We start from the raw sequence: 12,678 nt of genomic DNA on the forward strand, positions 1-12,678 counted from the left end.
AATCAAATTACCCGGAATAACCCGAATGCGCTTTTTCGCGATACTTGCTGCTTTTCTTATGTTTGCTCTTTCACCTGCGCTGGCTGCAAACCCGCTGCCGGTCGATGATGCTTTTCGTCTAAGTGTTGTGAAGGATGGCGACAACCAGCTCCTGCTTAACTGGCAGATTTCCGACGGTTATTATCTCTATCGCGATCATATCGAAGCCAAAGATGCGAAAGGCGCAGCGCTCACCGTTGATACGCAACCGGGTATCGCCAAGGATGATCCGAATTTCGGACGGCTAGAAGTTTATTACACGCGAGCAAGTGCCAGTGTTCCGGCGGGTAGCGAACCCATTCAGCTGACCTATCAGGGGTGTCAGGAAGACGGTATCTGCTATCGGCCTGAAACCCGCACGATTGATCCCGTAACGCTCGCCGTCAGCTCTCAGATGGGCAAAGCGTTTACGAACGGCTCCGTGTTCACCGCCGCATCAACTCCCGCGGCTGAGAGCAAAGCTTTCGCGCTCGCCCCCGAAAAAGGCATGATCGAAAATCTTCTTGATCAGGGCGGTTCGGCACTGGTGATTGCAGCTTTCCTTGCTTTCGGTGTGCTGCTGGCCTTCACGCCTTGCGTGTTTCCAATCTACCCGATTGTCGCAGGAACGCTGGCGCGGGAAGGCGAAAAACTGACGGCGAAACGCGGCTTCGTGCTTTCCAGTACTTATGTGTTCAGCCTTGCGCTCGGGTTTGCTGTCGTCGGTGCAATTGCTGGCTGGTCGGGCCAGAATTTGCAAATGGTGCTGCAATCCAAATGGATGGCGCTTGCACTGGCTGGCATCTTCACACTGCTTGCTCTGTCAATGTTCGGCCTGTTCCAGTTACAGCTCCCATCCTCATGGGTCAGTGCAATCTCGGCTAAAACCGGCCAACGCACCGGTTCCAAGCGCTCTGCTGCAATCCTCGGCTTTTCCTCGGTGCTGATTGTCGGCCCCTGCGTGACTGCACCTCTTGCTGGTGCGCTGCTCTATATCGCACAGACGGCCAACGTAGCACTCGGAGCCAGCGCGCTCTTCGCGCTTGGCATCGGTAAAGGTCTGCCGTTGATTGCTTTTGCGACGCTGGGTGCTGGCACCTTGCCGCGTGCAGGCGCGTGGATGGAGGCGGTCAAGCAGGTATTCGGCTTTGGTTTTCTCGCAACCGCGATTTTCATGGCTGCACCCTTGCTGCCATCGGGCGTGGATATGGTTTTATGGGCTTTGCTGCTGTTTGGTGTGGCGAGCTTCGCTTTCCTCAAAATCCCGGATCGCAGCGTGGTTGCGCGCACGATTGGTACTGCCGCCTTCGTTTATGGCGTTATTCTGATGCTCGGCGTTGCTTCCGGTGGTCGCGATCCATTGCAACCGCTGGCGGCATTGGTTAACCGTGACGTTAACCATAATTTGGCCGAGCTTCGATTCGCGCCGGTTGAAACGGTTTCTGCCCTTCAGGAAAAGCTGGATGCGGCGCGCGGCGATCAGCCGACGCTGGTCTATTTCACGGCAGATTGGTGCGTCAGCTGTTCCACTGTGGAGCGGCGCGTCCTGCCGGATGCAGGCGTGAAGAAAGCGCTGGGCGGATATCAGCTTATCAAGGCCGATGTCTCGGACCTGAATGCGGGCAATGCCGATCTCATGGCAAAGCTCAAAGTTGCAGGCCCGCCGACCATGGTTTTCTTCAACAATGCCAGCAAGGAACCTGAAGGTACACGCTTGGTTGGCGACGTTTCGTCGGCAACAATTGAACGTTCGGTCGGACTCATTAACGCCGGCCAGAAGCAAGGCTTTTAGGATTGATCATGGCTCGGGGACATTGGGGTTGGGGAAATTGACGACATATAATCAAATTGCAAAGGCAGCGCCGTCTCTGGCGCGGCTGATATTGATTGGCCTTATGCCTTTGGCAGTTGCGGCCTGTACTACGACATCCGACAGGCCTGTCGTTGTTAACATGCCCGAACCAGCGGTCGTCGCACCTGAGCCAGTGGCTGTTGCACCTGTCGTTGAGCCTCTACCGGAGCCGGAAGTTCAGACGGCAAAGAGCGAATATGAAGTGATGTACGGTGCTGTCACCGACGGCGGCAATCACATTGCAGCACTCGATCTCAGTAAGATTGCCGAACGCAATCTTCGCAAGCAGGTCGATTATCAGACCAGCCACCCGGTCGGCACAATCATTGTCGATCCCTATACGCGCTATCTTTATCTCGTGCAGCCCGGTGGCAAGGCCATGCGCTATTCCGTTGGCGTGGGCCGTGCTGGCCTGACCTTCAGCGGCGAGGCGCAGGTTGCTTACAAGGCGCAATGGCCACGCTGGACACCAACGCAGAATATGATCAAGCGCAATCCTGATCATTATGCGAAATACGCCAATGGTCTGGAAGGCGGCATTCGCAATCCGCTCGGCGCGCGTGCGCTCTATCTTTATCGCGATGGCAAAGACACGCTTTATCGCATCCATGGCACCAACGAACCCTGGTCAATCGGCAAGGCTGCTTCGTCGGGCTGTATCCGTCTTTTCAATCAGGACATTCTCGATCTTCATAAACGCGTATCCAGTGGAAGCCGCGTTGTGGTCCTGAGCAAGACTCAATCTGCACAAGGAGAAAGCTGATGATGAACCGCCGCCAGATGCTCGCTACAACTGTAGCCGGTGCCGCAACGATTGCCATTTCTGGCGGCGAGAGCTTCGCCCAGCGTGTGCCGACAGTGGCCGATGTCCTTTATGACAAGGAAATCCCGGTCCTTGGTAATCCTAACGGCAACGTCACCATTGTGGAATATTTCGACTATCAGTGCCCTTACTGCAAAAAGGGCCATGCTGAGCTGATGCGCGTTGTCGAGAAAGACGGCAATGTGCGTCTGGTGCTCAAAGACTGGATCATTTTCGGTGACAATTCGGCCTATCCGGCGCGTCTGGTGCTGGCGGCAGAAAAGTCGGGAAATTACGTCAAGGCTATGGAAGCCATGATGCTGACGCCCGGTCGTCTGACCAAAGATCAGACCGATGCAGCCTTGAAGAAGGGTGGCCTTGATCCGAAGAAGCTTGAGGCCGATTACAAGGCGGATGCTGCGCGGATCGACGGCATTCTTGCGCGCAACATGGAGCAGGGCGAAGCGTTCAATTTTGGCGGTACGCCGTCCTTCGTTATCGGCACCCGGCTTTACGGAGGCGTGATGAACGAGCGGAGCCTGATCGACGCGATCAAGGAAGCGCGGAAGGCTTAAAGCGGTCGCAAAATTTGAAAGCAAGCAGCGGAGTGTTGTCAGTCTTGTTAAGCGTTAGCTTTCCTTCATAGTAAGAAGGATAACGGACATGAACCTGATGACACGCACGCTGACAAGCAACAATGACACTGATGAAAGCCGCTGGCTAAAAGTGCTGGCGCGCGACAAGGCATCAGATGGCGAATTCGTTTACGCTGTACGCACGACGGGCGTTTATTGCCGTCCATCGTGCCCGTCGCGGCGTGGCAAACGCGAAAATGTTCAGTTCTTTATGGTGGCCGAAGATGCAGAGCGGGCTGGCTTTCGCCCTTGTATGCGATGCAAGCCGCATGTCGATGTAACGCTTGATGCACAAAACAGTGCGCGCTATGCCGATATGGTTTCCGCCGCTTGCCGCTTCATCGAGAATGCCGATGAAGTTCCCGCGCTGGAAGACATTGCGCGTGCTGCAGGGGCAAGTCCGGCTCATTTCCATCGCATTTTCAAAAGCTTCACAGGTCTCACGCCTAAAGCCTATGCTGATGCGCATCGTGCAGAGAAAATGCGCGCCGCCCTTAAATCCAGTGATAGCCGCGTGACGGATGCAATTTACGAAGCGGGTTACAATTCTTCCAGCCGCTTCTATGAGGCCTCAGATAAGATACTCGGCATGAAACCAAAGGCCTTTAAGTCTGGCGGCGAAAACGAAACCATCCGCTTTGCCATCGGACAATCCACACTTGGCGCCGTTCTGGTAGCGGAAAGCGGCAAGGGGGTCTGCGCCATTCTGATGGGCGATGATCCGCAGGAGCTGATTATCGATCTGGAAAAGCGGTTTCCGAAAGCGCAGCTCGTCGGTGCTGATCGCGACTTCGAGGATCACATTGCTCAGGTGATCGGCTTTGTTGAAAACCCCGGCATCGGATTCGATCTGCCTCTTGATTTAAGAGGCACAGCTTTCCAGCAGCGTGTCTGGCAAGCCTTGCGCGAAATCCCGCTTGGCAAAACTGTAAGCTATAGCGAACTCGCCGAGAGGATCGGTTCGCCAAAATCCACCAGAGCTGTGGCGCAGGCATGTGGTGCCAACAAGATCGCCGTTGCGGTGCCCTGCCATCGCGTTGTGCGCAATGATGGTGGCTTGTCCGGTTATCGCTGGGGCGTTGAACGCAAGCGGGATCTGATCGAAAGAGAGCGCCAGTCATGAAAGAGAAACTGGCCTCTTACGACTGGCAGAAAATTGCAGATGAGCTGGATCAATTCGGCACCGCAACATTGGACCAGCTCTTTTCCAAAGATCAATGCAGTGAGATCGTCGGTCTTTATGATGCGTCCGATGCCTTTCGCTCGACGATTTCCATGGCAAGACATGGTTTTGGGCGTGGTGAGTACAAGTATTTCGCCAACCCGCTGCCTGAAATCATCGGGGCATCCCGCAAGGAATTGTATGGACGGTTAAGTCCGATAGCCAATCGCTGGAGCGAACGTTTGAGAAGCGGGATGGAATATCCAGCGAACCATGATGAGTATCTCGCAATGTGTCACGCTGCCGGGCAAACGCGCCCAACGCCACTGATCCTGCAATATGTCGAGGGTGATTATAATTGCCTGCATCAGGATCTTTACGGCGATCTGGCTTTTCCGCTTCAGGTGGCCGTGCTGTTGTCGCAGCCGGGCGAGGATTTTATGGGCGGTGAATTTGTGCTCACAGAACAGCGTCCGCGTATGCAAAGTAGGGCCGAAGTTGTGCCTTTAAGGCGGGGAGATGCTGTGATTTTTGCGGTAAACGACAGGCCAATTTGTGGTACGCGTGGCGATTATAAGGCGAAAATGCGGCACGGCGTCAGTCGTTTGCGCTCCGGCAAGCGTCATACACTGGGCATTATATTTCATGATGCACGATAAGGGGTTGCAACGTTTCAGTTGATGGCTTTTGATCGCAGCACAAGATCAAAGGAGTCGGAAATGAGCGTGACCATCTACGGTATCAAAGCCTGTGACACCATGAAGAAGGCACGCAGCTGGCTTGACGATCATGGCATTGATTATGCCTTTCACGATTACAAGAAGGAAGGCTTGGACGCTGCAACAATCGACCGCTTTCTCAAGGACATAGAATGGGAAAAGCTGCTCAATCGTGCGGGTACAACCTTCCGCAAGCTACCCGAAGAAGAGCGTCAGAATGTTGACGCTGAAAAGGCCCGGGCTCTGATGCTGGCGCAGCCTTCCATGGTCAAGCGGCCTGTTCTCGAAAAAGATGGAAAGTTGACCGTCGGCTTCAAGCCCGATCAATACCAGACGTTTTTCCAAGCTTGAGCATTGCTGTCGCTGCCATAGATTGACTGGTTCAAACTGACAGTTAGCAGGGCACTCAATCCATGCATAAGCGGATAGACAAGGTTCTTCAGCAATGGTCGGTCAGTTGGCGCGATGCGCTGATTGCCTCTATTGGTGGCGCGGTGGCTTGGCTTATCTGTCAGTGGATGCTCGGCCAGCCGCGCCCCGTATTTGCAATGGTTACGGCCGTTATCTGCCTCGCGCCCAATCTCCCCAATCACGGAAAACAGGCGATTGGCGTCATTACCGGCGTGACGACCGGCGTTGTGGTTGGCGAGCTTTCCCTGCTACTTCCGGAAACGATCCCGGTCCTGCATATGAGCGTTGTCACCTGCATTGCTATGGTGCTTGCAACAACCTTTGGTCTGGCCCCGGCAATCGCCATTCAGTCGGGCGTTTCCGCAATTCTGGTCCTGGCTATGGGACCGCAGGTTGCCGGTATGACGCGCCTCATCGATGTTCTCGTGGGTGCGGGTGTCGGGCTCCTTTTCAGTCAGATACTGGCGACACCCGATCCGGTAAGGCTCATCGACAGGGCAGTGCGAGGGCTGGTCGACAATATCCTGAAAGGCCTGAAACAGTCCGCGATTGCGCTTGAAAAACAGGATGTAGTCCACGCACAAAGCGCCATCAACCAGTTCACGCAAGCACAACGCGCGGTCAATGCTCTGGGTGATGGCATAGCGCTCGCGCGATCCAATGCGCGCTGGTCGTTGCGTGGAAGGCTCGTCGCGCGCGAAGTCAGTGAAATGGCGGGCCGCTATGATCGTCGCGGCATCCGGCTTTATGCATCGGCACTGTTGTTTGGTGAAGCACTTGGCAATGCCCTGCGCAAAAAGGAAGCCTCGCCGCCGGAATGGATTGCACAGTCATTGCAATCGGTTATCCATAATTGCAATCTGGATGAAGGTGAGACGCCGGAACGCTTGCCTCCGGTGCCGCAGGATATTGATTTCAGCTGGCGTGATACGGCTTTCCGCCTGCAGTCCGTGAATGAAACGCTGTTACATTTTCTGCATTCGGCCCAGCCTGACAGTGTGCCTGTACGGCCGCCGAAGCCAAATGCAGATGTGTCAACGGTATGACTTCCGCATTTAGCCATAATCCAACCAGATTGAAGCAGGTTCAAATGCCGGAAAGTTGAACTGAATTCGAGTGATTGATCCCATCAGAAAAATTCAATTGTATGCGTTCGCGCGAAGCGTATTTTCCCCGCCATGAATAAGACACTCCCCCAGACCTATCCGCACCAGATTGCACTCCGCTATGCCTTTGGCGGTTTCCTCGCCATGATTACGGCGATGGGTATTGGTCGCTTCATTTATACGCCAATTCTTCCCGGCATGATGTCAGATGTGGGCTTTAATGCCGCTGATGCGGGGTTCATCGCATCGGCCAACTATGTTGGCTATCTGCTTGGAGCCGTTGTTGGGGGCTATGGCTGGTCTGCGGGGATTGAACGCTTGAGCGTGATTGTGGGGCTGATTATCAGTGCCGTTCTTTGCGCGCTCATGGCGGTGGTCGATGGTGTATGGCTGTTCTCAATCATTCGCTTTGCGGCAGGTTTTATCAGTGCTGTCACCATGATCCTCGCAACTGCAATCGTGCTGAGCCATATTACGGCTGCAGAGCGGGCAGGGCTCGGTGCACTGCACTTCGGCGGTGTTGGGGCAGGCATTGCACTGTCTGCGGTCCTGGTGGCGGTCATTCGACTGTCAGGTCTCGGCTGGAAAGCAGACTGGATTGGCGCTGCTGTTTTGAGCGTGATCATGGCCGTTTTTGTGGCCTATCTCGTTAAGGAAGGGCCGGTTGGCGGCACGAATGGGAAGCGTGAACCGGCTTTGCCAAACAGCTTCGCTTTCAACGCAATTGCACTGGCCTATGGCATTTTCGGCTTTGGCTATGTGATCACGGCGACATTTATCATTGCCATCGTACGATCCAATGACGGCGGGCCGCTGATGGAAGCGGCGGTCTGGGTCATAACCGGATTATGTGCGGCGCCGTCAATCTGGCTTTGGTCGCCTGCCATCAGAAAGTTCGGGTTGTTCTCCGCCTTTGCACTCACTGCCATATTGGAAGCGATTGGCGTTGCAGCAAGTGTGGTGTTGCCCGCACCTTTTGGCCCGCTGATTGGTGGTGCATTGCTGGGTTTGACGTTTATGGCGCTGACCGCCTTCGGTCTTCAGGCTGCGCGCGTTCTTGCACCGCATTCGCCAAAGCGCGCGCTGGGGCGCATGACAGTCTGCTTCAGTCTAGGCCAGATTGCAGGGCCACTGGTTGCCGGCTTCATGGCGCAACATTCCGGCTCGTTTACCCTGCCAAGTCTGATCGCCGCTTTTGCATTGATTGTCACGGCTGTCATAGGTCTTGCTGCGGGCAAAGCTGCCAAGTAACCGGAAACCTTACAAAAATTTAACTGGTAAAGAATGGGGGAGAGGCATTTCATAAATGCAGAATTGCATTTTTGGATTTCCCCCGATGTTCGTATCGTTTTTTCCGCGCCCCAAACTGTTTTTTTCGTCAGCACTTCTCTGGACACTTCTGGCTGTGATTGGCTGGTATGATGGGGGAAGCAATCTTGGACGATTCATAGGCCTGCCGCCCGCAGCAGCAGATGCGGCGCCAATCATCGGCGCGAGTGTCTTCTGGTCCGCACCATTTTTGTGGTTCTACATTTATTTCGCAGTCGCTGTGTTTGCGTTCTATGCTTTCTGGAGCGCATTCTCACCGCATCGCTGGCAGCGCTGGTCTGTCCTTGGTTCAGCATTGATCCTGTTTACGACCTATTTCGGCGTTCAGGTCAGTGTCGCGATCAATGCCTGGTATGGACCTTTCTACGATATGGTGCAGAAAGGGCTGAGCACACCGGGCGCCGTTTCCGCTGCCGATTTCTATTGGGGTGCAGTGGATTTTGCCGGGATCGCTTTTCTTGCCATCACAGTCGGCGTGGTCAGCTTGTTCTTTGTCAGCCATTATATCTTCCGCTGGCGAACGGCTATGAATGATTATTACATGCTGCACTGGCAGAAGCTGCGCCATATCGAAGGTGCTGCGCAGCGTGTGCAGGAAGATACGATGCGCTTTTCTTCCACGTTGGAACAGCTAGGCGTCAGCCTTGTAAAGTCGATCATGACGCTGATTGCCTTCTTACCGGTGCTGTTCACTTTCTCCGAAAAGGTCAGCGAACTTCCAATAGTTGGCGTAATTCCTCATGCGCTGGTCTGGGCCGCAATCGTTTGGGCAATCTTTGGAACCGGCTTTCTCGCGCTTGTTGGTATCAAGTTACCCGGGCTGGAGTTCAACAATCAGCGGGTGGAAGCAGCCTATCGTAAGGAACTGGTTTATGGCGAAGATCATGCCGATCGCGCTGAGCCTGTTACAATGCGCGAGCTTTTCACAAACGTTCGCCACAACTATTTCCGGCTTTATTTCCACTATGTCTATTTCAACGTGGCGCGTATTTTCTATCTGCAGGCGGACAATATTTTTCCGCTTCTGCTGTTAATACCGTCAATTGTTGCAGGTAAGCTGACGCTCGGTTTGATGAGCCAGATTTCCAATGTGTTCGATCAGGTACGCGGCTCTTTCCAGTATCTCGTCAATTCGTGGACGACGATTATTGAGCTTCTGTCGATCTATAAGCGTCTGCGCAGCTTTGAAGCTGCTATCGATGGCGGTCCGCTACCTGTTCTGGATCAGGAAAATCTGGGGCTGTCGGCATGAGGCCGACAGCAAAAAGTCGTTCTATGATCTGTTTTGAACAGCGTGGTTGTTAGGCATATCGATGCTGTTGAGATAGTCATTATAGGTCGTGCATTTTACATCCGGCTTGTTGCAGACTTCAGAAACGAGACGTTCCATGGCCCGCCAGTAGGCGCCATCATTCATCAGTACGAAATGAAAGCCGAGCTGTAGAGGAATGCGTTCGCCATCATATTGCTTGTCGAATGCCGTGCGGAAAGCCTTATAGGCGCGGTCTTCAAATTCGGCTGATTGAGCGGGTGCTTCCTTGCCCTTGGAATGTCGGACGTAGAGATTGTAATCCATGCCAACAATAAGCCGCTGCGATGGTCCTTCCGGGATCAGCGGCAAGCCAAAAGACGCGAACTGGCCGGTTATCTGCGGCAGCTCCGGTCCGCGGGTGATGGACGATGCCTGATAGCGAAAACCATTGGCTTTCAATGCATCCTGAACGGGCTTGGATGCGGCAAGATAGGGTGCGCGGAAGCCGTTTATGCCATTGTGGGCTAGCTCCTGCCAGCCCTCGGGTTCGCCTTCAATGCCGTTATTCTTGTAAGCATCGGCAGTGATGCGACGGAATTCCTTGATTTCCTTGTCCCAGTCAGCGGTTGACCAGTCGGTGCCGTCAAAGTGTCCGCAGCCGTGACTTGCGATTTCGTTGCCCTCAAGATGCGCCTGCCAGATATTGCCAAGACGAGCCACAACCTCGTCGTGACTGAGTGCAAAGCCGACATTGGATGCACCAGCACGTTTATGTGGGGGCTGATAGTCGCGCCGGTCTTTCTTGGTCATCAGAAAGACGCAGGAGAGAAAATAGGTGAAATGCGCGTTGTTGTTTTTCGCCAGTTCCCGCGAGCGCGTCCAGAGCTTGTTATCGTGCGCGCCATCAAACGAAATCAGCACATATTGCGGCTTCGTTGTTTGGGCGATTGTGGGGCTTGCAGCAAGTGCGGAAGCAATAAGCACGGCGGGAGTGATGAGGCGCATGGGGGAATGAACGCAATCTGACTGGAAAAGTTGCCTGTTAGTCACAAAATATGGCGAAGCTCAGACAGAAATGCATATTGTTTCTATGACAGGTCTTACATATGGCGCGAATTCCGACTAAAAGCGCCAGAACATACAAATTAAGATCAACGAATTTTCGAGCGCGGCTCCACAAGTGCTGCACTCCAATAAAAACGGCAGGTCCATGGCAGACGACAGTTTCATTCGCGAGGTAAACGAGGAACTCCGTTCGGAACGGGCAAAACAGGTTTGGAAAAACTTCGGCCCACTGCTGATCGGCGGTGCGGTTGCGGTTGTTATCGGCACTGCTGCCTGGGTTGGTTATCAGCACTGGACCGATAGCAAAGCTTCTGCTTCCGGTGACAAGTTCCTGGCAGCACTTGATCTCGCCGCTTCCGGCAAGAACGATGAAGCCATTGCAGCGCTCGATGATCTGGAAAAGACCGGTTACGGTTCTTATCCGGTTCTGGCACGTATGCGTGCGGCCTCTGTTCAGGCTGCAAAGGGTGACGCGGCTGCAGCGGTTGCCGCATTTGACGCGGTCGCTGCAGATAATGCAGTGCCGTCACCGATGCGCGATGTCGCTCGCTTGCGCGCAGCCTATCTGCTCGTTGATTCTGGTTCTTATGATGATGTCGCAAAGCGCGTTGAAACGCTTTCGGCAGATGGCAATCCAATGCGTTCCGGCGCGCGTGAAGCGCTGGGCCTTGCTGCTTGGAAGGCAGAGCGTTTCGACGATGCTGCCAAGCTCTATCAGCAGATTGCAAATGACAATCTGGCGCCGGCAAATATCCGCCAGCGCGCCAATACAATGCTTGATCTCATGCGCGGCGCTGGCGTTACTGTGCCAGAAGCTCAACAGGGCTAATCCGCGTTTATCTTCGGAGTAATACGAACCTATGGGTTTCACTCTCGCCATCGTCGGGCGTCCCAATGTCGGCAAGTCCACACTGTTTAATCGCCTCGTCGGCCGCAAGCTGGCGCTGGTCGATGACTTGCCGGGCGTTACGCGCGACCGGCGCATCCATGATGCAAAGCTTTACGATCTGAAGTTTCAGGTGATCGATACGGCTGGCCTTGAAGAAGCTGCAAACGATAGTCTGGAAGCGCGTATGCGCGCGCAGACCGAAGCGGCCATTCAGGAAGCCGACGCGATCCTGTTTGTGATCGATGCTAAAGCTGGCATTACACCAACCGATGCGACTTTCGCTGAAGTTGTACGTCGTTCAGGCCGTCCGGTCGTTCTGGTTGCCAACAAGTCGGAAGCTCGCGGCGCGCAGTCGGGTCTTTATGATGCTTTCCAGCTTGGTCTTGGTGAGCCTTGCCCGATTTCTGCTGAACATGGTCAGGGTATGCCTGATCTTCGCGATGCTATCGTCGAACTTCTGGGTGAAGAGCGCGTCTTTGCCGATGAGAAGGAAGAGGAAGCTGCTGACGAAGTCTTTACACCAAAGGCTGTTGGCGAGCTGATCGGCGACGATATTGAAGACCCGGATGAAGAAGAAATTCCGGCTTACGACGCTACCAAGCCTCTGCGCATTGCCATTGTCGGACGTCCAAATGCGGGCAAGTCCACGATGATCAACACGATGCTCGGCGAAGACCGTCTTCTGACCGGTCCGGAAGCTGGCATCACACGCGATTCTATTTCGGTTGATTGGGAATGGCGTGGCCGTAAGATCAAGCTTTACGACACGGCTGGTTTGCGCCGCAAATCGCGTGTTCAGGAAAAGCTTGAAAAGCTTTCGGTCGCCGATGGCCTGCGTGCTATCCGCTTTGCCGAAGTGGTTATCATCGTTCTCGATGCGACGATTCCGTTTGAAAAGCAGGATCTGCAGATCGCCGATCTTATTATCCGCGAAGGCCGCGCGCCTATCATCGCGTTTAACAAGTGGGATTTGATCGAAGACCGCCAGATGGTTCTGGCCGATCTTTACGAAAAGACTGCGCGTCTGCTTCCGCAGGTGCGTGGTATTCGCGCTGTGCCGATTTCCGGTGAGCGCGGTCAGGGCCTCGACAAGCTTATGGAAAACCTTGTCGCTACCCACGAAATCTGGAACCGTCGTATTTCGACAGGTCGCCTCAATCGCTGGCTTACTGGCGTTATTGCGCATCAGCCACCTCCGGCTGTTTCTGGTCGTCGCCTGAAGGTCAAGTATATGACGCAGGTGAAGACCCGCCCTCCGGGCTTCGTTGTGAACTGCTCGCGCCCGGATGCAATGCCACAATCCTACGTGCGCTATCTGGTAAATGGCTTGCGTGAGACATTCGAAATGCCCGGCGTGCCGATCCGCTTGTCACTGACAACATCGGAAAATCCGTTTGCCGGTCGCGCAAAGAAGAAGAGATAAGCAAAAGCCCGGTCG

General features: G+C 54.3%; 12 protein-coding genes. 11 read left to right on the forward strand and 1 reads right to left on the reverse strand.

Annotation, left to right across the window (positions count from 1 at the left end):
* The first annotated feature begins 25 nt into the window (after positions 1-25).
* From dsbD to sbmA, 9 genes are all read left to right on the forward strand, one after another.
* Entirely contained in the window at positions 26-1,810 is a 1,785-nt protein-coding gene (dsbD, locus tag CEV34_RS09220) for a protein-disulfide reductase DsbD (protein ID WP_007873616.1), read from the forward strand.
* A 37-nt stretch (positions 1,811-1,847) separates the two neighbouring features.
* On the forward strand, positions 1,848-2,633 hold the full coding sequence (locus CEV34_RS09225; RefSeq protein ID WP_007873618.1) for a L,D-transpeptidase: 786 nt from the start codon (positions 1,848-1,850) through the stop codon (positions 2,631-2,633).
* Positions 2,633-3,247, forward strand: coding sequence for a DsbA family protein (locus CEV34_RS09230; protein WP_007873619.1), 615 nt, complete (start codon positions 2,633-2,635; stop codon positions 3,245-3,247). Before CEV34_RS09225 ends, CEV34_RS09230 begins: the two co-directional genes overlap by 1 nt.
* Before the next feature lie 88 nt (positions 3,248-3,335).
* On the forward strand, positions 3,336-4,430 hold the full coding sequence (ada, locus tag CEV34_RS09235; RefSeq protein WP_007873620.1) for a bifunctional DNA-binding transcriptional regulator/O6-methylguanine-DNA methyltransferase Ada: 1,095 nt from the start codon (positions 3,336-3,338) through the stop codon (positions 4,428-4,430).
* The gene (locus tag CEV34_RS09240) at positions 4,427-5,128 is read left to right on the forward strand and encodes a 2OG-Fe(II) oxygenase (protein WP_007873621.1); all 702 of its coding nucleotides are present in this window, start codon (positions 4,427-4,429) and stop codon (positions 5,126-5,128) included. Before ada ends, CEV34_RS09240 begins: the two co-directional genes overlap by 4 nt.
* A gap of 60 nt (positions 5,129-5,188) precedes the next feature.
* Positions 5,189-5,539, forward strand: a complete 351-nt coding sequence (locus CEV34_RS09245; RefSeq protein WP_007873622.1) for an ArsC family reductase — start codon at positions 5,189-5,191, stop codon at positions 5,537-5,539.
* 62 nt (positions 5,540-5,601) lie between these two features.
* Positions 5,602-6,645 carry an FUSC family protein gene (locus CEV34_RS09250; RefSeq protein WP_007873626.1) on the forward strand — a complete coding sequence of 348 codons (1,044 nt, stop codon included), beginning with the start codon at positions 5,602-5,604 and terminating at the stop codon, positions 6,643-6,645.
* 132 nt (positions 6,646-6,777) lie between these two features.
* Entirely contained in the window at positions 6,778-7,956 is a 1,179-nt protein-coding gene (locus CEV34_RS09255; protein WP_007873628.1) for a YbfB/YjiJ family MFS transporter, read from the forward strand.
* 85 nt (positions 7,957-8,041) lie between these two features.
* On the forward strand, positions 8,042-9,286 hold the full coding sequence (gene sbmA / locus CEV34_RS09260; RefSeq protein WP_039859523.1) for a peptide antibiotic transporter SbmA: 1,245 nt from the start codon (positions 8,042-8,044) through the stop codon (positions 9,284-9,286).
* Between the two features lie 21 nt (positions 9,287-9,307).
* Here the strand turns inward: sbmA and CEV34_RS09265 are convergent, their stop codons facing one another.
* Positions 9,308-10,291, reverse strand: a complete 984-nt coding sequence (locus CEV34_RS09265; RefSeq protein ID WP_007873633.1) for a polysaccharide deacetylase family protein — start codon at positions 10,289-10,291, stop codon at positions 9,308-9,310.
* 205 nt (positions 10,292-10,496) lie between these two features.
* Between CEV34_RS09265 and CEV34_RS09270 the strand changes: the two genes are divergently transcribed.
* Entirely contained in the window at positions 10,497-11,180 is a 684-nt protein-coding gene (locus tag CEV34_RS09270) for a tetratricopeptide repeat protein (protein ID WP_094543528.1), read from the forward strand.
* A 31-nt stretch (positions 11,181-11,211) separates the two neighbouring features.
* A complete protein-coding gene (gene der / locus CEV34_RS09275) occupies positions 11,212-12,663 on the forward strand; it encodes a ribosome biogenesis GTPase Der (RefSeq protein ID WP_007873635.1) in 1,452 nt (483 codons plus the stop codon).
* Positions 12,664-12,678 lie beyond the last annotated feature (15 nt).

It is taken from the genome of Brucella pseudogrignonensis (assembly GCF_002252525.1).
In the GTDB taxonomy this organism is placed as follows: Bacteria; Pseudomonadota; Alphaproteobacteria; order Rhizobiales; family Rhizobiaceae; genus Brucella; species Brucella pseudogrignonensis.

Coding starts and splice junctions, on each gene's coding strand:
- dsbD (WP_007873616.1), top strand. CDS start 26: ATGCGCTTTTTCGCGATACTTGCTGCTTTTCTTATGTTTGCTCTTTCA.
- CEV34_RS09270 (WP_094543528.1), top strand. CDS start 10,497: ATGGCAGACGACAGTTTCATTCGCGAGGTAAACGAGGAACTCCGTTCG.
- sbmA (WP_039859523.1), top strand. CDS start 8,042: ATGTTCGTATCGTTTTTTCCGCGCCCCAAACTGTTTTTTTCGTCAGCA.
- CEV34_RS09250 (WP_007873626.1), top strand. CDS start 5,602: ATGCATAAGCGGATAGACAAGGTTCTTCAGCAATGGTCGGTCAGTTGG.
- der (WP_007873635.1), top strand. CDS start 11,212: ATGGGTTTCACTCTCGCCATCGTCGGGCGTCCCAATGTCGGCAAGTCC.
- CEV34_RS09255 (WP_007873628.1), top strand. CDS start 6,778: ATGAATAAGACACTCCCCCAGACCTATCCGCACCAGATTGCACTCCGC.
- ada (WP_007873620.1), top strand. CDS start 3,336: ATGAACCTGATGACACGCACGCTGACAAGCAACAATGACACTGATGAA.
- CEV34_RS09240 (WP_007873621.1), top strand. CDS start 4,427: ATGAAAGAGAAACTGGCCTCTTACGACTGGCAGAAAATTGCAGATGAG.
- CEV34_RS09245 (WP_007873622.1), top strand. CDS start 5,189: ATGAGCGTGACCATCTACGGTATCAAAGCCTGTGACACCATGAAGAAG.
- CEV34_RS09265 (WP_007873633.1), bottom strand. CDS start 10,291: ATGCGCCTCATCACTCCCGCCGTGCTTATTGCTTCCGCACTTGCTGCA.
- CEV34_RS09230 (WP_007873619.1), top strand. CDS start 2,633: ATGATGAACCGCCGCCAGATGCTCGCTACAACTGTAGCCGGTGCCGCA.